Source organism: Gracilimonas qinghaiensis, assembly GCF_046602855.1.
In the GTDB taxonomy this organism is placed as follows: Bacteria; Bacteroidota; Rhodothermia; order Balneolales; family Balneolaceae; genus Gracilimonas.
The window spans coordinates 1,618,323-1,638,892 of the sequence record NZ_JBKINJ010000001.1; the positions used below are offsets into that span (position 1 = coordinate 1,618,323).

Here is a 20,570-nt window from a genome sequence, read left to right on the forward strand (position 1 = left end):
TAGTTACTGTTGATGATATATCAGTTTTTAACTCTTTCATGAAGAATGCAGTGTTTGAAAAACAAAAAAGGCGCCCTGCTTATAAGAACCTATATGCAGGACGCCTAAGTATGTAATATTTGGCTTTAAATATCAATAGCCAATGAATTGTAGCAGTTCCCTCCTTACTTCATCATTTATTGAGATCGCCAGAATAATGGATACGGCTAAACCTATCAATGCATAGCTCAGATCTTTAAAGGCCATAATGAATACTTTTGAAAGTGGCCGTCCCATCTCTTTATTATCCATAATACTGATCCCCAATTCACGTCCGGCCAGTAATCCCAAGAATACCCATGTAGTACTCATTGGCACAGTACTGATAGACAGCTTGTAAACAAGTAAAATAGCATATACAAAATCAATGATTGTTGCCGATCTGATGTCAGTAACTCTGGATTTTTCAGTAACGATCTCCTGAATTTTATCTCCTCTCAAGTAAAACAATAATCCCAAACCAAAAAAGATAAAGAGAGAAAATCCAAGGAATTGACTGATATCAAGCGAGCGCGGAAGATATACGGCTATATTCGCAGCATCCTGCATAACCCATACAGCCCACAATGTACCTGAAATGATCCACTGAAGGGGTAGCCAGAACTTCTTAGGCTCGCCATTGAATTTTTTTTCTACGGTTTTGGTAACAATCAGCCAAACAACAAGTCCGGTAATTAATGCCAAACCATATCCTGACAAACTCTTTCCAAGAACTGACGTAATGCCTTCAGCTGAGGACGCAAAAGCACTCAATAAAAGAAAAGTGGTTGACACCGGCATTCTCATTCGAGTCAGTATCAAAAGAAAGATAGGTGCAGCTACCTGAAGAAAGGTAAAATTGGTTGGTGCTTCAGAAAATCCTTTTGAGGTTAATCTTTGGTAGGTTACATCACCATCATAGATATACCAACTAACCGTAACCGTTACTAAAAAGATACCACCGATCCAAAGCCAAAGAACCCACCACTTTTTATCCATATTGGAAGCAAGGAAGGTGCCGATCGTTTGGATACTGTCATTTGCTATTGCTGAGTACCCTGCAAAAAAGAATCCTACCCACATTGCAAGTTCAGCGTAGGGGAACGCCACACCGGCAATAAAAAAGAATACTCCTATGAGTCCTATAAAAACTCGTTCTTGTCTGATAACGTCGTAAAATCCAGTTGGAATAAACCGTTCGATAGGGCTTGAGCCGTTATTTTCTGATGAATCTGACATTTACTTTTTATGTGTGCTGATTTGGGTCTAAGTGTAAAAACTAAATGTTAAGACAGTATTACGATTATGAATTACATGGCATACTTAACAATTAGATAACATGCGATATCTCAGCAGTATTGACTGATTAATTGATCTTATGCTATAACATTGAAAAAGTTTATAATTGCCTGATATTTATTAAAAAAAAGCGATAGTTTTAGGCTTACCATAATATTTGGAACCGCTTTTTTGACCTAAAATAATAACATTTACATTTCACACTTCAATGTCTAATAAAGACTCTATCTCCAGCGGCTACTATAAAGAACCAACCCCCCATATTACTCACGATTCTCCCTTTGCTTCAATGATGGAAAGATTCCGTTTTGCGGCAGAGATCCTGAATCTGGATGAGGGTATCTTTAAATACCTTTCAAGTCCTGAAAAAGTGATCATGGTTTCCATTCCGGTTACCATGGATGATGGCAGGATCGAGGTATTTGACGGTTATCGTGTGATACACAATAGTATTCTGGGCCCATCAAAAGGTGGTATCCGTTACTCTGATGATGTGACCATAGATGAGGTCAAAGCCCTTGCTGCCTGGATGACCTGGAAGTGTGCTGTGGTCAATGTTCCATTTGGTGGAGCTAAAGGTGGTGTACGTGTCAACCCAAAAGAACTTTCACAAAGCGAACTTGAAAGACTGACCCGTCGCTACACTGCCAATATGCTTGAAGTATTTGGACCTGATCGCGACATCCCTGCTCCTGACATGAACACCAACGAACAGGTTATGGCATGGATCATGGATACCTATAGCATGAAACAAAATAAAACTGAAACCGCTGTTGTGACAGGTAAACCTATTATTTTAGGAGGATCAAAAGGTCGCAAAGAAGCTACCGGGCGTGGTGTTGTTACCTGTACCCTTGCTGCCTTGGGTAAGCTTAGAATTTCGCCGAGTAATACTTCTGTTGTAGTTCAAGGATTTGGAAATGTTGGTTCTGTTTCAGCTCAGCTTATGTACGAACAGGGTGCAAAGATCCTTGCAATTAGCGATATCAGTGGTGGTTACTATAACAAGGATGGAATTGATATTCCTGAAGCATTGAATTATTCTTTGACTAACAACAACTCACTTTCAGGATTTAGCGGAGCTGAAAAGATCACAAACAAAGACCTGCTTGAACTAGAATGTGATGTCCTGATTCCTGCAGCCAAAGAAGATCAGATCAACAAGGATAATGCTCCTAACATAAGAGCACGAATTATTGCTGAAGGCGCTAATGGACCTGTTACAGCCAACGCTGACAGGATCCTTGAAGAAAACGGGATCATGGTGATACCTGATATCCTTGCAAACGCCGGTGGTGTTACTGTATCCTACTTTGAATGGGTACAGGATAGACACGGTTATTTCTGGACTGAAGAGCGCGTGAACCGTCGACTTAACCGAATGATGCGCGAAGCTTTCGACAACTTGTTTATGGTAAGTGAAAAGTATAGTATTACACTCAGACAGGCGGCATATGTGTACGCGATCGATCGCGTAGCCACAACGCTGAAATTGCGTGGTATTTATGCATAATCAATGAAATTACTACACGAACTTACTCTTAAGTCTGCTTACGAAGAAGTAGAAAAGCTGGAAGGATTACTTAACGAGCTACAAAAAGAGCTTGAATTCGATGATGAATTCTATGCCCGACTGATGCTTGCCGTAAGTGAAGCCGTCACAAACGCCATTGTTCATGGCAACAAACTTGATCAGTCAAAAAATGCCACAGTGTCTGCTTACCGGGACGGTAACAAATTGACTTTTATTACAACTGATGAAGGTCAGGGTTTCAAACCGGATGAACTGCCGGATCCCGTTGCTGAGGATAATTTATTTAACACTGGTGGCCGGGGCGTCTTTTTGATGAAAGAATATGCCGATGAGGTCTTATTTGAAGAAGATGGGCGAAAACTGACCCTGACCTTTTATCTCGACAGTTAGTCCCTTACGGGCTTTTCTGCAATAGCCTTCCGCTAAGTCTTAACAATTCTGTTTCTGCCGATTTCGCCGCGATCTCTGCCTCAATGAGCCTATTCTCTGCATTCAGCAAGCTTTGCTGTGCTTCCCTTAATTCTATTGAGTTGATCGTTCCAAGCTCAAATCGCTCCAATGCAATACTAACGGTTTCATTATTGATCTCCAGATTCTCCTCTTCCAGATCTATCAGGTCTAATGCATCTGTATATTGAGCATAAATCCGACTGATCTCTGCTGTGATCCTTAACCGAAGATCCTGTTTTGAAAGCTCCTGATTTTTGAGCCTGATCCTAGCATTTTGCATTCTGCGATTCTTATTAAAGCCATCAAATAAATTAACCGAAGCACTGACACCATAACGCCAACCCTTGGTCTCAGAAAACTCTGAAAACCCTGAACTTGCTTCGGTTCTTGAGTATCCATACCCTCCTGATAGATCAACATTTGGCATCCAATCACCACGAATTTCACGGATTTCGGCCTTTACAACCTGTTCATTCAAGCGAGCAATCTTAAGTTCCTGATTTTGTTTTAAAGCATCACCCAGTAGCTCCTGATAAACTAAACGATCAGCTAGCTCTATCTCAGGCTGTACAGAAAACTCTACTGATACAGAATCTCCCAAAATTGAAGTAAGTACAACTTTAAACTGATTCAGATTTGTATTGGCTCGAATGAGAGCTGTACGGTCTGTGTTATAATCAGCACGGGCAAGAAGTAACTCATACTCTGAACCTGACCCGAGGTCTCTTTTAGTTTCCGCAATACGAATTCGTTCTTCAGATATCTCAACCGTGTTCCCTAATACTTCAGCTGCTTTTTGTTGTCCGGTTATCTGATAATAACCCGTAATGATATCAGCCAAGACATTTTCTACCTGAAGTTGTAATTCGGCTTCACTGATATTCATTTCACTGGAGAGACGATCAAGCGTTGCAAACATGGTCAATCCATCAAAGATCCTCCAGGTAGCATTTACCCCGTAGTCATACACAGTAGTTACCGCACCTTCATCATTACGATCTGTAATGTTAGGATTTCCGTATACTGTCACGTTATCCTGTACTCTTTCATTTATAGACCCAGTTGCAGAAATGACGGGCAAAAAGCCTGCATTGCCGATCGAATTGTTATTCTCGGATAACCGAACCTGATTTTCTACAATGCGGATCGAAAAATTATTTTCAAGACCCACCCTTACCGCATCTTCAAGCTCTAAAATGACCTGTCCATTAGTTTGAGAGCTTAGACCTGTAAATATCACTAGACTGAAAACGAATATTAATTTCATCAAAATGGACTGTTTCAATGTTTGTGGTCTCATACTTGTGCGGGTTCCATGTTGTCTATTTTCTTTAATTTTTCATCATCAATCGCACCTTTTTCAGATCGGTCAGCTGAGATGTAGCTGTATAATGCAGGTATGACATAAAGAGTTAAAATACTTGCAAATATCAACCCGCCAATGATCGCTATACCCATTGATTTACGACTTTCAGCTCCGGCGCCCAGCGCAAGTGCGATCGGGAGAATACCGAGTACAGTTGAGAAGCTCGTCATAAGTATAGGTCTGAATCTTGCAACAGCCGCTTCTTTGATAGCTTCAAGGTTTGTTAATCCCTGTACCTGTCTCTGATTTGCAAACTCAACGATCAATATGCCATTTTTGGTCACCAGCCCAATGAGCATGATCATGCCGATCTGACTAAAGATGTTCAGCGTTTGATTAAAATACCAAAGAGTAAGTAATGCCCCGGTCAATGCCAGCGGCACCGTAAACATGATCACCAATGGATCACGGAAACTTTCAAACTGAGCAGATAACACCAGATAAACCAGTACCAAAGCAAGCAAAAAGACATAGATCAAACTTGAAGAACTTTCAACGAAATCTCTTGAAGGACCTGATAGCGAAGTTGTGAAAGATGCATCCAAAATTTCATCAGCAATCGTATCCATGGCGTCAATACCATCACCGATAGTCTTACCCGGTGAAAGACTCGCAGACACAGTAGCCGACGCATATCTGTTAAATCGATATAACTGGGGCGGGCTGCTTGTTTCTCTCAAGGTAACAAGGTTATCCAACTGAATGATATCTCCATCACGATTACGCACATAGAGCGATTTTAAATCGATAGGAGCATTTCTGTCTTCTCTGGACATTTGCCCGATCACCTGATATTGCTTTCCGTTTCTAAGGAAGAATCCAAATCGCTGACCACTGTAAGCAAGCTGTAGAGTTTCAGCAATATCACGGGTTGAAATTCCTAAAGCCTGAGCCCTGTCGCGATCGATACTGATCTCAACTTCCGGTTTACTGAACTTCAGATTCACGTCCACAAAAGCAAAGGTTGGATCCTGACTCGCTTTTTCCATGAATTCAGGAATTACTTCTTTTAATTTGTCTATAGTGTTGGCTTGGAGTACGTACTGCACAGGTTGACCACCTCGACCTCCACCAATGCTTTGTTCTTGAGCAACAAAGGTTCGGGCCCCACTTAGGTCCTGTATCTTCGTTGAAAGGTCATTATATATTTCTTGCTGTGACCTCTCCCTTTCCGATGCATCAGTTAAAATAAGTCGTCCAAAACCGGAATTCACCGATCCTGATGAGCCAAATCCGGGAGATGTCACCGTTATCAATCCTTCGGTTTCAGGAACCTCTTCCAATAAAAAATCTGTCAACTGATTCATATACCTATCCATGTAATCAAAGGTGGCACCTTCAGGGGCCGTTGAGCTTACAATGAGCCGGCCTCTGTCTTCCAACGGCGCTAGTTCCTGCTGAAGACTATTTAAAAACACCCAAATACCCCCAATACACAGTGCCGTGATCACAAATGCCAACCAGCGCTTTTCCATAAATGATTCAAGGCTTGACTTATAAACCTCATTAAGTTTTATGAAGAAAGGTTCCGTTTTTTTATAGAACCAACTGTGCTTAGCATCTGATTTAAGAAACTTTGTGGAAAGCATAGGTGTAAGTGTAAGGGCCACAAACGAAGAAATTATAATGGCACCGGCCATAACCACACCAAATTCAAGGAACAGTCTTCCGGTCAGACCTCCAAGAAAGAGTATCGGGGTAAACACAGAAACAAGTGCCAACGATGTTGCGACTACCGCAAAAAAGATCTCCTGCGAACCAAGTATACCGGCTTCGATCACATCCATTCCGTTTTCGATCTTTGCGTAGATATTTTCAAGTACAACAATGGCATCATCAACCACTAAACCAATAGCAAGTACGATTGCCAGTAATGTCAAGACATTGATGGAAAATCCCGCAATATACATCACAAAAAATGCACCTATCAGTGCAATTGGAATAACAATGATTGGGATCACAGTGGTCCGGAAGTCACGCAGGAATAAGAATATGATTAGTACCACCAAGCCCAAAGCCAGGAAAATAGTTTGCTGTACTTCGTCAATGGAAGCCCGTACATATTCTGTAGTATCAAAGCCCACAGCTGTTTCTATATCCTCGGGCAGGTCTGTTTTGATCTGTTCCACGCGTTTATAAAATTCATCTGCGATCTCGATCTGATTAGCTCCGGGTTGTGGTACAATAACCACACCTACCATTGGAACCCCATTTCTTTTCAGGATGGTCCTTTCATTGGCAGCACCCAGTTCTGCATTTCCGATATCTTTGAACCGAATCACATTACCATTAGACTCAGCAATGATCAGATTGTTGAATTCTTCAGGCTCATAAAGCCTACCCTGTGTTCTCACCGTCAATTCAGTCAAGTTGCCCTCAATTCTACCTGATGGCAATTCCACATTTTCGCGCTGAAGTGCTTGCTGAACATCCAATGGGGTCAGCCTGTAAGCTGCCAGCCTGAGTGGGTCTAGCCAAAGGCGCATAGAATATTCCTTTTCACCCCAGATCTGTACGCTACTTACACCGGGGATGGTCTGTACCCGTTCTTTAAAATCGTTAAAGGCTATATCAGACAGGTCCAGAAGACTTCGTTTATCACTTCTAACATTAAGAAAAACAATCGGGCTTGAATCTGCATCCGCTTTGGATACTACAGGTGGATCGGCATCGGGCGGTAAGTTTCTTACCGCACGAGACACTCTTGATTGCACATCATTGGCAGCATCGTTCAGATCGATCTCAAGCTCAAATTCAACAGTAATGGTACTTCGTCCTTCACGACTTGTCGAGGTTATGGTACGGATACCGGCGATACCGTTGATCTCTTCCTCGAGCGGTTCAGTGATCTGAGATTCAATGATCTCGGCATTGGCACCGGTATAAGATGTGCTTACCGTTACTATGGGTGGTTCTGTAGCCGGGTATTCTCTGATACCAAGGAATGTAAATGCCACGATCCCGAGGATCAGAATTACCAACGACATGACCGTAGCAAGAACAGGACGCCTGATACTTAATGACGATAAACTCATAATTCACCCTCTTCATATTTATCAACCTGATCAACACGCACCGGCATACCTATCCTAACCTGCAACAACCCGGTAGTTAACACTGTATCACCCGGAGCAATACCTTCTACTATCTGTACGTCACTCTCGGTACGGATACCCGTAGAAACCTGCTGCTCAGCAACCTTTCCATCTCTCAAAACATACACTTTTTGGCCCTGCAACTCGGGTATCACCGCAATAGTTGGGATCATTAAAGCATCAGTTATCTCTTCCAGGATCAACTCAATGTTTGCAAAAGCCCCAGGCAGCAGTCTACTGTCATCATTGTCAGCTTTTGCTCTGATCCTCATTGTCCTGGTTTGGGTTTCGATACGAGGTTCAATTGCATAAATGATAGCTTCAAAATCCTCGTCCTGACCTTGTACATTAAAAATGGCAAGGTCACCAACTTCTACAACACCTGCATACCTTTCAGGAACAGAAAACTCTACTTTAATGGGATTGATGGACTGAAAATTGGCAATATTCGTAGTCGGGCTGATATAGCTCCCATCACTCACATACTTCAAACCTACTACCCCATCAAACGGTGCATAGATCTCAGTCTTGTCGATCTGAGCTTTAATGAGCTCGGTTTCCGCCTTTAGAATATTAAGTTCATTTAGGGTTGCATCATACTCTTCCTGACTGATGCCGCCGCGTTCAAGCAGTTGTTTCTGACGCTGTTCACGAACTTCAGCCAAGCCAATTCGAAAATAAGACTGCTCAAGCCGGGCTTGGAGTTCACTGTCGTTTATTTTAATCAGCATTTCACCTGCTTTAACCTGTCTTCCTTCTTCAAGTTTCAGGTCCACTATCTTGCCGGAGGTTTCGCTTCTGAGTTCGATAGCTTCGTTAGCCAAAAGAGTACCCGTAGTAAATATCTTATTTTCAAAAACCTGTGGCTCCACTACATGAACATCCACAGATAGAGGATCACTCTCTGAGTTTTGCCCCGAAGAGTTTCCGCCATCTGCTGACTGTTCAGTTATTTTCGGATAGGCCAACAGTGCCAAAACCAACAGTACACCGGTTATTATAAGTACTCGCTTCATGTATCAGGATGTATTGTATTATGTATTTGGTTTAAAGATAACTACTGGAAAGCAGCAAGCATTCTATATTCATGCAAAGCATTGTAAAATTGCATAAAAAAAGCGGTGGTTTGTTACCAAACACCGCTTTCTAAAATAAATATGTAGTTAGATTCAGGCTACTTGTGCTTCAAGCTGCTTGGTTAGGTGAGATTTTGGTACTGCACCTACGATCTGATCAACAACTTCACCATCCTTGAAGATGAGAAGAGATGGAATACTTCTTATCCCGTACTTTACAGAAATTTCCGGATTACTGTCCACATCCACTTTACCGATCTTGGCTTTCCCATCATACTCTTCAGCCATTTCTTCTACGATAGGCCCAATCATTCTGCAAGGTCCGCACCATTCAGCCCAAAAGTCTACCAGTACCGGTTTATCTGATTTCAATACTTCTTCTTCAAAATTTGAGTCTGTAAATTCTATTGGTTTAGCCATAGTGCTGTTATTTATGATTTGATAGTTTCTTTTAAGATCTCAACAAATATCGGGATAATTCATTCAATGTATCACATTCTTTTAAATTATTGGGTCCATAGCGGACCTTTATACTTGCGCGATATCTTATTGCAGTTTTATAGATGCTCTAAGCTGTCAGTGAATTACCGTTAACCAACTGAACAGCTTCTTCACCCAACACTTCACGCAACCCCCTGAGTAATTCATCGTTCGGTTCAACCACAAAATTTCTAACATTCATACGAATCGGAGCATTCGCTTCCTCACTGTGAATTTGCAAGCGAACCTGAGAAGTGCCTTTATTCAATGAAAATAATGTTTCAACTTGCTTCAGGTCGTTCTTATCAAGATCAGATGTTTTAAGATCGATCTTAATATTTAACTGTTCCTGATATTTTTCACGAAGATTCTCTACGCGTTCGAAACTATTAGCAATAACTTTAGGCTCTCCGCCTCGTTTATCCACAACTCCATCAATGTATAATACATTATCAGTTTGTAGCAGATTGGCATACTGATCAAAGGTCTTGCTGAATGCGATAACTTCTGTAGAGCTGTTCAGGTCTTCAACCTGCAGAAAGGCAAATGGACGGCCTTTTTTGTCAGTTACCCGTTTAATTGCTGTAACTATGGCAATAAACCGAATACTAGAACGGTCCGACATCCTACTCATCACTTCATCACTCAGATCCTGTTTACCAAATAACCGAATCTCTTCCTTAAAGCGACTCAGTGGGTGCCCACTGAGATATAACCCGATCAGATCCCGTTCCTTATTAAGCCTTTCGATCTGTGACCACCTTACAATCTCTCTTAAATTTGGTTCCTGTGATCCGGGGCCGCCGCTATCCCCGCCAAACAAATTACCCTGATTTAATCGAATTTCTTCCTGCTTGCGCACCGCATATGAGAGTATATCCTCTATTGACTCATGGAGTTGTGCCCGGTTATCGTTAAGTGTATCAAATGCACCCCCGATGATCAGGCTTTCAAAAGTCTTTCGATTACAAACCCGCAAATCTACACGTGTGGCAAAATCAAAAATTGAAGTAAAATCACCGTTTTCTTCGCGCTCTTCTACTATATGTTGAATAGCTGATGACCCGACGCCCTTTATCGCAGACATACCATACTGAACCCTTCCTTCTTTGGCACGGAATTTTCCTCTTGCCGTATTGATATTTGGCGGGTCAACCGGAATATTCATGCGCTGACATTCCTCAATAAAAGACGCGATCTTTTTAACATCACTCATGTTGTGCGTCATAACAGCCGCCATGTACTCAGCCGGATAGTTAGCCTTGAAATACATGGTGTGGTAGGCCACTACAGAATAGGCTGCAGAGTGAGACTTGTTAAATCCGTATCCGGCAAACATCGCCATTTTGTCGAAAACTGCTTTGGCAGTGGCTTCGTCATAACCTTTTTCAACAGCCTGACCTACAAATTTCTTTTCCTCAGGCGGAAGCAGTTCCGGTTTTTTCTTACCCATGATACGGCGAAGTACATCGGCTTCTCCGAGTGAGTACCCCCCCATTCGCTGCGCCACTTTCATGATCTGTTCCTGATAGATCATGATACCGAAGGTCGGCTCAAGAATATCTTTCAGGTCCTCATGATCATATTCAACCTTTTCACGGCCATGCTTCCGCTCGATATAATCCGGAATAAACTGCATGGGTCCAGGCCGGTACAAGGCATTCATAGCGATAAGGTCATTGATGCCTGTTGGTTTCAGGTTCCGTAAATGCTTGCGCATCCCTTCACTCTCAAACTGGAAAGTTCCCAACGTTCCGCCTTGCTGATACAGTTTGTAGGTCTTTTCATCGTCAAGCGGAATATCATCAAGGTCGTACTCCTTGCCATGATTTTCTTTCACATAACCGATAGCCGATTTTAAAATGGAAAGGGTCTTTAGACCCAAAAAATCCATTTTCAACATTCCTGCATTTTCGATCACATTACCATCGAACTGCGTTACGTATAGTTCCGCATCCTTTGCTGTACTTACCGGAATAAATTCAGTGAGTTTATCTGGAGCGATGATAACTCCTGCCGCATGGATACCGGTGTTCCGAACCGAACCTTCCAATACATGAGCCATTCTTAGTGTTTCAGCTTCCAGGCCCTCACCATCTTTAATGTTTTTGAGCTCCTTCACTTCAGAAAAAGCATCATCCAGAGAAGTACCAGGTTTTTCAGGTACCAATTTCGCAAGCCGATCGGCATCCGAAAGGGGAAGATCCAGCACCCTTGCCACATCACGAACGGAGGAACGGGCGGCCATAGAACCAAAGGTGATGATATGTGCCACCTGGTCCTTTCCATATTTCTCAACTACATACTCAATAACGCGCTGCCGGCCATCATCATCAAAATCAATATCGATATCAGGCATCGATACACGTTCCGGATTCAGGAACCGCTCAAAGAGAAGATCGTATCTAAGCGGGTCAATATTCGTGATACCTGTACAGAAAGCTACAACAGAACCGGCTGCAGAACCACGTCCCGGTCCCACATAAACGCCCATATCCCTGGCCGCAGCAATAAAATCCTGAACGATCAAAAAGTACCCGGCAAACCCCATTTCCTTGATGATACCGAGCTCAAGCTCGATCCTTTCAGTGACCTCTTCATCAATTTCTTTGTACCGAGGTTTTGCCCCCTCGTAGGTCAGGTGCTTTAAATAATCGTCCTCTGACTCAAATCCTTCCGGAAGATCGAACCGCGGTAGCTGTATCTTCCTCTCAAGTTTTATCGGCTCAACCTTATCAACAATCTCCTGAGTGCTTGCAATAGCCTGAGGCATATCCAGAAACAACTCTTTCATCTGTTCTTGAGTCTTGAAATAAAACTCATCATTCGGAAAGCCATATCGGTAGCCACGACCTTTACCTTTTGGTGTACTTACCAACTCACCGTCATCAATACAGATCAGGGCATCATGAGCTTTCGCGTCCTCCTCATTCAGATAAAAAACGTTATTCGAGGCCACCAGTTTAACACCATACTTCTCCGAAAATGACTTAAATACCTCATTGACTCTTTTCTCTTCCTCAAGCCTGTGATTCAATACTTCCAGGTAAAAGTCGTCCCCGAAGGTATCCATCCACCATTGTAATTCTTCCTCAGCAAATTCCTGTCCCTTGTTCAGGATCAGGTCGGCCAGCCACCCCCTCACCCCACCGCTCAGGCAGATCAGGTCCTCTGAATACTTGGCGATCGTCTCTTTATCTACGCGGGGAAATTTATAGTAATAACCTTCCGTAAAACCTACTGTACTGATATTGGAGAGGTTTTTATATCCGTTTTGGTTCTTGGCGAAGACCGGTATTTGATACCGGCGATCCCGATTATCACGAGTAAACTTTTTTTGAAGGCGGTCTTCAACCACATACAACTCACAACCAATAATTGGTTTGATGCCCTCGGCGTGGGCAGCCGAAGCAAAGGCAAATGCCCCATACATATTTCCCAGGTCTGTCAATCCCACAGCAGACATACCTTCGTCTTTGGCCTTGGCAACCAGGTCTTTGATACCTGCAGTAGCCTGCAGAACTGAAAATTTTGAGTGGTTATGAAGATGTGTAAATGTAGCCTGCTCTATTACCTCGCTACCAGTTGTCTCTTCTGTGTTTCCACTTTTTTTTTGAGCCTCTAGCTGCTCGTCGGTTTGCTTGGTCTTGAACCGGGACGGCGAAACGAGATCGATGTACTCATCCCGCTTCATATAACTTTTTGCCGATTCATAGAGCCTGGCATCCATCGGAAAATTGATAGTGGTAGCACCGGTCCGAACCATTTCCAGAAAAATCCGTGCTGTAGCCTCTACATCAGCAGCAGCATCATGGGCGTCTTCAAATCCTTGATCAAACAAGGCATGGTGCAGTTCGCCAAGGGATGGCCATTTATAATTTCCGCCACGGCCACCTTCGATCTTGGCAACATCGGTTCCATCAATTTTGGTATCGATCTTAGGCTTGTCCAAAATGGCAGATGAGATTTTTTTTCTGAGATACTCAGCACCCATGATCTTTTCATCAAAACTCACATTGTGGCCGATCAGAAAGAAAGCACGATCGATGTCCTTAGAGAATTCCTTGAGTACAAATTCGAGTTCTACACCTTCCTCATGAGCACGTTCAGTAGAAATACCATGAATTTTCTCAGAATTAAAGGGTATAGTAAACTCCTCCGGTTTAACGATATAATTTCCGCTGTTGATCAGCTTCCCGGTATGATCATGCAGTTGCCAGGCAAGCTGAACGAGTCTTGGCCAGTTGTCTAATTCAGTAATTGGAGCCGAAAAATCCTGAGGTAGCCCGGTGGTTTCGGTATCAAATATCAGATACATATAAAAGCTTTCATTGAATAGAACTTCGAACATAGAATATACTATACATTCACCTACATATCGAAGTTATTTCCGACGAGTTATCCACATTTTAAGGAGCCACCTTTCAGTATAATATTTTACATCTATCTTGGATTCATTACATTTGTTGAGTGCTACATTAATTGATCATCCAAAATAATACCATGAATACACCGTTCTCTTACACACTTATCAAAAGCTTCACATTGACACTTTACCTGATTCTTGCTGCACTCCCGCTGGTGGCTCAGTCAACGGTGGGAACAAATGTTCATGTGGATATCTGGAACAGTGAAACGCCAATCGTTCAAAGTAGCAACGAGGACGTGAGGGGCACACAGTGGTATCGGGACGAATGGACACTAGGCAGGGTAATCTTGCGTGATAACAGCATTACAGAAATTCACAATATTAACTACAACACCTATGAGGACAAGATCATCTTCAGAGATGGGGATGTAATGAAAGCTTATGATCCAACTCAGGTCCGTGGATTTCAATATGTGGATAGATCGGGAAATAAAACTCAGGAATTTATAACGGGAATTTCTGATCGGCAGCATGGTATCGACCCTTATGACCTGCTCCAGGTGATATACAATGGGGATACCAAATTTTTAGCTCGTCACGAAACGATCTTTGTCCGCAACAGAGGCCGTGATATCATCACTAATAAACGCTACAGCGAATATGATGAAACAGTGACCTATTTTTTGATGAAAGATGAAAAACTAAACAAAACGCGCCTGCGAAAGCGCAACATCCTGAATGACATAGGTGATCAAAAAGATGCACTGAGTGATTTTGTGAAGTCAAGCGATCTTCGTTTAAGATCAGAAGAAGAAGTGGCAGCGCTTCTCAATTATTACGATCAAATAAAACAATAAATATAATTTGAGCTAATTTAAAGTGTATCATAAGATCACTTCAAATGAGGAGTGATCTTTGGAATCATCTGCGTCGGACACTTCTATGTCTTTTACATAGCTTGATCTCGGACCTTCTTTACACCGTTCGATTAGCTCTTTCACTTTATTTTCGGTGCCCTGAAAAACAGCTTCCACCCTTCCATCCGATAAATTCTTCACCCATCCTTTTACGCCAAGGTTTTCGGCATTCTTTCGGGTAAAATGCCTGAATCCTACACCCTGTACGCGACCGGTTATATAAATATGTTTTTTCACTGATTACTTATTTTTTTCAATTTAAGTTCTATTTTACCTTTCTATTTAATACAAAGGAATCATTATCTTAAGAGTTCACCAATTTTCCGAAAAATGACCTTAACTCAACTTTCTTATATCGTTGCTGTCGATAAATATCGGCACTTCGCTACTGCTGCACAAAAGATCTATATCACACAGCCAACCCTTAGTATGCAGATCCAAAAACTGGAGGATGAACTCGGTGTTCTGATCTTTGACCGATCTAAATCACCTGTTGTTCCTACCGCCATGGGTGAGCAGATCATTGAGGAAGCTAAGAGTATTCTAAGCGGTGCAAAACATATTGAGGATATGGTGGCCGTCCAGGGCGATTCGCTTAAAGGCACGTTCAGAGTTGGTATCATTCCTACTATTGCTCCCTATCTGGTTCCATTATTTCTGAAGCCATTTATTGATACACATCCTGATGTTGAGCTGATATTTGAAGAAGCTTTAACATCTGAAGTACTTAAAGGCTTGAATGAGGATTATTTTGATGTTGGGATCATCGCTACTCCCACAGATCAGAATATTTTTGAGAAAGACCTGTTTCTTGAACCGTTCATGGGATATGTGAGTCGGGAGCACGAACTGGCTAAAAAAGACAAGATCACCATTGATGACCTTTACCAAGAGGATCTGTGGTTACTCAACGAAGGCCACTGCTTTCGGGATCAGACCATCAAACTTTGCAAGAAGAGTAACGAGGAGCTTAACAAATCACCTATCATGTTTGAGAGTGGTAATCTCGAGACCCTTAAACGATTGGTAGAGCAGGATTTTGGAGTTACTCTTATGCCCTATCTGGCTCTAAATGACATTGACAAACGATGTGCGAACGGCGTGATCAAAAACTTCAAAGACCCTATTCCATCCAGAAAGATTCGTCTGGTGTTCAGCCGTGAGTTCCTTAAACAAAACCTGATCGAAGCCTTTGCTGAAGTAATCAAGAACTCGATTCCTGATGATCTTCGCACTCAGGAAGAGAAGATGGTTATTGAGTAGGGAACTGAACATTCAATAACCAACATCCGACACAGAATACTCAATTTCGATTTAGTTTTGGATTCACAACAAGACAAAGTCGGGAAGCACTTTTTTGAATTTCCCCCTGCCACGAACTGTCACCCTCTCTTCTTAGTTTAGTGTGTAAGAAAATTAAAAAGTCGAAAAAGATTGTCTTTGCGAGTAACCTGAAAAGCTAAACGCAGGATTGAGATGTATGGCGACGAAGTGTTCTCCCTATATCAATATCATAAATAATTCAGGGATATCGCTGCATTGGAAAGCAATAATATCGGCTACTAACTGGTTGACACCTCGCGATGACAGCCAATAAATAAAACACACATGCTCAAGATCACCAAAGCCGGAAATCATGGAATTTTATTGCCTCAGTTGGGAATAGGATTGGATTACAACGGCTCCAAAGCTGATCATGTGTTTGTTTCTCATGGCCATGCCGATCATATTCCCTGGAAAGTAGATGCCAAGGTTTATGCTACTCCACCCACCAATAAATTCATGAAACTACGTGGGGCAAGTTACGAGGTACAGGAATTAGCTTTTAATCAGTCAATCGAAACGGAGAACGCAAGGGTAACCTTTTACCCCGCCGGCCATATTCTGGGTTCAGCTATGACCTTCGTAGAAAGTGATCAAGGTAATGTACTTTACAGTGGCGATTACCGTACACCTCCCTCTCCCGCCACTGAGGGGTTTGAGCTCCCTGATGCGCAAATAGATAATTTCATCACTGAAGCGACTTTTAGTCTGCCCGTTTATAAATGGGAAAGTTATGAGGAACTAAAGACTCAGATCACGGAGTTTGCGCAGTCAGCCCTGGAAGAGAATTATACTCCCATTTTTTTGGCGTACAATCTCGGAAAAGCACAGGAGATCATGCACTTAGTGAAAGACCTTGCTCACCCGGTCCAAATTCACGGTGCCGGATATAAACTTTGTTCGGTTTATGATGAGGAAGGTTTTGACCTTGGAGAGTACGAAAGCTACGATCGAGAAACCTGTGAAGGCAACATCCTGATCTGTCCGAGTTCGGCCATCAGAAACGGTTTTGCATCAAATGTTCGAAAAAAGCGGATCGCATACTGCAGTGGGTGGGCAACCATGGAATCGAGACGGAGTCAGCTTACCGTTGATAAGCTCATTCCCATTTCCGATCACCTTGATTTTTTTCAACTGATCGACCTATGTCAAAAGATTAGGCCTAAAATGACTTACATCACCCACACTCCAAACCCTGATGTGGTTAAACATTATCTGGATGAGAGGAACCTGACTTCCCGGTTTTTGGACAGGAGTTGAAACTGAAATTCAAAATTTAAAATTCAAAATGAAAAATTGGGTGCCTTCATATCATCACTTCCAAAGGCTTAGAAGAAACACTTTTGTTCATTTAACTCCGGATGAAAGAGCCATTTTGAATTTTTCTTTTTTAATTTTTAATTAACCCGTGACAATTCAAGCAGCACATACCTTCCTCAACTTATCAAAAGTCGCACAATCCATAAACGAAACACGTGGCAGTAATGACAAGGTCAAAATCTGTGCTGATTACTTCAGTTCGCTCGAAGATGAAACGGATCTTATGCTTGCCGCGCAATTTCTGGGGGAAGGTGCCTTCTCAAACATTTCAGGAAAACGAGCCTCCGTTGGAAGCCGAACCTATTCAATCCTTGCGGCTGAATTATGCGAGATCGATTACGACAAGGTATTCAAACCCAGTAAAACAGCATTGGGAAGTTCCTCAGAAACTATAGAAAAACTTTTTACTAATATCCCAGAGGCAAGAGCAAAGTGGTTCCCACAAGATCTGACCCTCAAAGAAGTGGAAGCAATTTTTGAGAGTCTTCAAGCCGTTTCTTCAAGGGCTGATAAACAAGAAATCCTGACTAATGCATGGACTAAAATGAGTCCTCTCGAAGTTAAATACTTTCTGCGTATCATGGGCAGAGGGTCTCTTCGGATAGGTTTCGAATCTAAAAGTATTGTCTCTTCCATTGTAAAAGCTTTTAAGAAGAGTATAGAGGATGTTCGATATGTTCATATGATCACCGGGAGTCTTGGTAAAACAGCCGCTCTTGCACGGAACGATCAGCTAGAAGACGCTCAGTTCAAGTTGTTTCAACCCATTGCTTTTATGCTTGCTTCCCCGATAGAAAGCCGAACCATTGAGAATTACACAGATTATCTGGCTGAAGAGAAATTTGATGGGATGCGCTGCCAAATCCACGTCAAAGGTAATGAAGTCCGTATCTTTTCCAGAGATCTGAATGAGATCACTCATTCTTTTCCGGAAATTATCACTTTTTTTGCAGACCGTAGTCTGCCTGGTATTGTGCTGGATGGAGAGATATGCGTATACAAGAATGATACTATCATGCCTTTTCAGCATCTGCAGAAGCGAATGGGATTAAAAAAACCTTCTAAAAAAATACTTGAGCAACATCCTACCATTCTTATCTCTTACGATGTCTTATTTTATGACGGCAAACCAGTCTTTGAGCACACGCTTTTGGATCGACGTGCTCTGTTAACCGAACTATCCAAAGAATATGTCTTTCCTGTAACCTCGCAGTACCCCATCAGTCATGAAGATGAAATCGAAATGCTCTTTGACCAAGCCATTGCTCATGGAAATGAAGGCTTAATGCTAAAGCACAAGCAATCCACATATGAGTACGGGCAAAGAAGGAAGTCGTGGTTAAAGGTTAAAAAGCCCGGCGGTTCCATTGATACTGTTATGATGTATGCTCATGCAGGAAGTGGCAAGCGAGGTGGGACATATTCTGATTTTACCCTGGGAATTTCAGTAAGGAATGATGATAGGTACGAGGAAGAATTTATTCCTATTGGAAAAGCCTACGGGGGTTATACAGATGAAGAGTTAAAGAAACTCAATAGCAGGATCAAAGAGATCACGGCGGAAAAATATGGTCCAACTTTGGGACTCTATCCCGACATTGTAGTGGAACTTGAATTTGATGACATTCAGGTCAATAAAAGAACCAAAGCTAATTTCACCCTGCGTTTCCCCAGATTTAAAGCCATTCGCTGGGATCTTTCACCCGATGATGTGGATACCCTTATAGATATAGAACGGTTATATGAAAATAAACTGAATCAGGAACGCCTCAAGCAAATCAATAATCCTTCCTTCGTGTTCAAATAGCCTTTTGAGCCTGGAAATCTATTTTTTACCTACTGAAGGGAATGCCTATCCATACTTAAAAGTTGAAGTGCCATCAACATACTTACCATCTCCAACCCTTTTAATAGCATTTAACAAATTCTAGGGAGAGATTTGGTAAGGAATCAGGTTTAAGGGTCAAATCAGATAACTCGGACAAATGAAAAATTTCTCAAAATTGAATAATACAATAATAGTGGCTGTACTAATGGTCGGCATCACAGCCTGTTCAGAAGATGACGGGAATAACTCAAATCAACAGCAGAATCAATCGGGAGTGATTCCATCTGTTGAGGCTGTTCAGGCACGTTTCGGATCATTGCCTCTCGTAGAACGCTTTAGTGGTAACGTGAGATCAGAAAATCAGGTTGCTCTTTATCCTGAGATATCCGGAGTTGTTCAGAAAGTTTTTGTTCAGGACGGAGATTACGTTGATCAAGGCGATCCAATAGTGAAACTGAATACCGGAATTCTTGAAAAACAACTTCAGCAAGCTGAAGCAAATTTTAAGATAAGCAATGCTCAACTCAAACAAGCCCAAGCTCAGTTTAATGAGATCCGGAATGAATATCGCAGAGTTAAACAACTCGAAGAAAAAGACCTTACCAGTGAAGCTGAAGTTGATCAGATAGAAGTGCAGCTTCTTTCAGCCGAAGCAGAGGTTGAGCTTGCTGAAGCTCAAAGAGATCAGTCTGCTTCCCTGGTAGAACAACGAAGAGAAGAACTCAGTAAAGCTATAATCAAGGCTCCGATCTCTGGAACCGTTGGCCAGCGTAATGCACAGATCGGCATGCAGGCTAATACAAATACACAACTATTCCTGATCGGCGATCTTTCAAAATTAAAAGTCGAGATCATCCTTACTGAGGAGATGCTCAACCAGATCAATGTCGGACAAACTGCAAGAATTTTGATCAAAAACAGAAACGGACAGCAGATTGCACTGGATGCTGAAATATCCCGGATTTCTCCTTTCCTGAATGAAGTAAGTCGAAGTACTGAAGCTGAGATCGATGTAAATAACAAAGACGGGCTACTGAGACCTGGCATGTTTGTGCCGGTTGATATCCTTTTCGGCGAGAGTCAGCAGGCGACACTTATACCGGTCAGTGCCCTTTACACTAATACCCAAACCGGTGAGAGTGGCGTATTTTTAGCCAGATCACTTGGGTCAGAAATTGAACCGGTTAGTGACAGTTCAGCAAACGGATCAGATCGTCCGGCTGCAATGTCAACTCCAACCCCGGTTGAGTTTGTACCTATTAATGTCATTGCCCAAGGTAGAATGGAATTGGGTGTTTCAGGTATTGAAAGCGGACAATGGATAGTCACTATTGGTCAGGACATGCTAGCGGAAGGCCGAGAGCAGGCTCGGGTTAGAAGCATGAGCTGGGATCGTATTTACGAGTTGCAAAACCTGCAGCGAGAAGATCTCCTGGAACAGATCATGCAGGAGCGCGACCGACCTGAGAATAATATGAATCTCTAATCTGAAGCA

Annotated in this window: 14 protein-coding genes; 7 read left to right on the top strand and 7 right to left on the bottom strand. The window is 42.3% G+C overall.

Annotation, left to right across the window (positions count from 1 at the left end; all coding sequences use genetic code 11):
* Nucleotides 1–132: 132 nt before the first annotated feature.
* On the bottom strand, nucleotides 133–1,257 hold the full coding sequence (locus tag ACKGJO_RS07305) for a hypothetical protein (protein WP_411322756.1): 1,125 nt from the start codon (nucleotides 1,255–1,257) through the stop codon (nucleotides 133–135).
* Between the two features lie 268 nt (nucleotides 1,258–1,525).
* Here ACKGJO_RS07305 and ACKGJO_RS07310 point away from each other — a divergent pair, with 268 nt between their 5' ends.
* Both ACKGJO_RS07310 and ACKGJO_RS07315 read left to right on the top strand, forming a co-directional pair.
* On the top strand, nucleotides 1,526–2,830 hold the full coding sequence (locus tag ACKGJO_RS07310) for a Glu/Leu/Phe/Val family dehydrogenase (RefSeq protein WP_411322757.1): 1,305 nt from the start codon (nucleotides 1,526–1,528) through the stop codon (nucleotides 2,828–2,830).
* Between the two features lie 3 nt (nucleotides 2,831–2,833).
* Nucleotides 2,834–3,241, top strand: coding sequence for an ATP-binding protein (locus tag ACKGJO_RS07315; protein WP_411322758.1), 408 nt, complete (start codon nucleotides 2,834–2,836; stop codon nucleotides 3,239–3,241).
* 4 nt (nucleotides 3,242–3,245) lie between these two features.
* Here the strand turns inward: ACKGJO_RS07315 and ACKGJO_RS07320 are convergent, their stop codons facing one another.
* From ACKGJO_RS07320 to dnaE, 5 genes are all read right to left on the bottom strand, one after another.
* Nucleotides 3,246–4,568: a TolC family protein gene (locus ACKGJO_RS07320; protein WP_411323284.1), complete on the bottom strand. Its 1,323-nt coding sequence runs from the start codon at nucleotides 4,566–4,568 to the stop codon at nucleotides 3,246–3,248.
* A gap of 29 nt (nucleotides 4,569–4,597) precedes the next feature.
* Nucleotides 4,598–7,702 carry an efflux RND transporter permease subunit gene (locus ACKGJO_RS07325; RefSeq protein ID WP_411322759.1) on the bottom strand — a complete coding sequence of 1,035 codons (3,105 nt, stop codon included), beginning with the start codon at nucleotides 7,700–7,702 and terminating at the stop codon, nucleotides 4,598–4,600.
* Nucleotides 7,699–8,778, bottom strand: a complete 1,080-nt coding sequence (locus tag ACKGJO_RS07330; RefSeq protein WP_411322760.1) for an efflux RND transporter periplasmic adaptor subunit — start codon at nucleotides 8,776–8,778, stop codon at nucleotides 7,699–7,701. The genes ACKGJO_RS07325 and ACKGJO_RS07330 overlap by 4 nt, the downstream gene beginning before the upstream one ends.
* A gap of 153 nt (nucleotides 8,779–8,931) precedes the next feature.
* On the bottom strand, nucleotides 8,932–9,258 hold the full coding sequence (gene trxA / locus ACKGJO_RS07335) for a thioredoxin (protein ID WP_411322761.1): 327 nt from the start codon (nucleotides 9,256–9,258) through the stop codon (nucleotides 8,932–8,934).
* A gap of 148 nt (nucleotides 9,259–9,406) precedes the next feature.
* Complete coding sequence (gene dnaE, locus ACKGJO_RS07340) at nucleotides 9,407–13,669, bottom strand: DNA polymerase III subunit alpha (protein WP_411322762.1); 4,263 nt, start codon at nucleotides 13,667–13,669, stop codon at nucleotides 9,407–9,409.
* A 152-nt stretch (nucleotides 13,670–13,821) separates the two neighbouring features.
* Here dnaE and ACKGJO_RS07345 point away from each other — a divergent pair, with 152 nt between their 5' ends.
* Nucleotides 13,822–14,544: a hypothetical protein gene (locus ACKGJO_RS07345; RefSeq protein WP_411322763.1), complete on the top strand. Its 723-nt coding sequence runs from the start codon at nucleotides 13,822–13,824 to the stop codon at nucleotides 14,542–14,544.
* Nucleotides 14,545–14,571: 27 nt separating this feature from the next.
* Here ACKGJO_RS07345 and ACKGJO_RS07350 read toward each other — a convergent pair whose 3' ends face one another.
* Nucleotides 14,572–14,841 carry an acylphosphatase gene (locus ACKGJO_RS07350; RefSeq protein ID WP_411322764.1) on the bottom strand — a complete coding sequence of 90 codons (270 nt, stop codon included), beginning with the start codon at nucleotides 14,839–14,841 and terminating at the stop codon, nucleotides 14,572–14,574.
* A gap of 93 nt (nucleotides 14,842–14,934) precedes the next feature.
* Between ACKGJO_RS07350 and ACKGJO_RS07355 the strand changes: the two genes are divergently transcribed.
* From ACKGJO_RS07355 to ACKGJO_RS07370, 4 genes are all read left to right on the top strand, one after another.
* On the top strand, nucleotides 14,935–15,867 hold the full coding sequence (locus tag ACKGJO_RS07355; RefSeq protein WP_411322765.1) for a hydrogen peroxide-inducible genes activator: 933 nt from the start codon (nucleotides 14,935–14,937) through the stop codon (nucleotides 15,865–15,867).
* Between the two features lie 345 nt (nucleotides 15,868–16,212).
* Nucleotides 16,213–17,187 (top strand): hypothetical protein, encoded by a 975-nt coding sequence (locus ACKGJO_RS07360; RefSeq protein ID WP_411322766.1) that lies wholly within the window; start codon nucleotides 16,213–16,215, stop codon nucleotides 17,185–17,187.
* Nucleotides 17,188–17,335: 148 nt separating this feature from the next.
* The gene (locus ACKGJO_RS07365; RefSeq protein WP_411322767.1) at nucleotides 17,336–19,054 is read left to right on the top strand and encodes an ATP-dependent DNA ligase; all 1,719 of its coding nucleotides are present in this window, start codon (nucleotides 17,336–17,338) and stop codon (nucleotides 19,052–19,054) included.
* A gap of 178 nt (nucleotides 19,055–19,232) precedes the next feature.
* On the top strand, nucleotides 19,233–20,561 hold the full coding sequence (locus tag ACKGJO_RS07370) for an efflux RND transporter periplasmic adaptor subunit (protein WP_411322768.1): 1,329 nt from the start codon (nucleotides 19,233–19,235) through the stop codon (nucleotides 20,559–20,561).
* Nucleotides 20,562–20,570 lie beyond the last annotated feature (9 nt).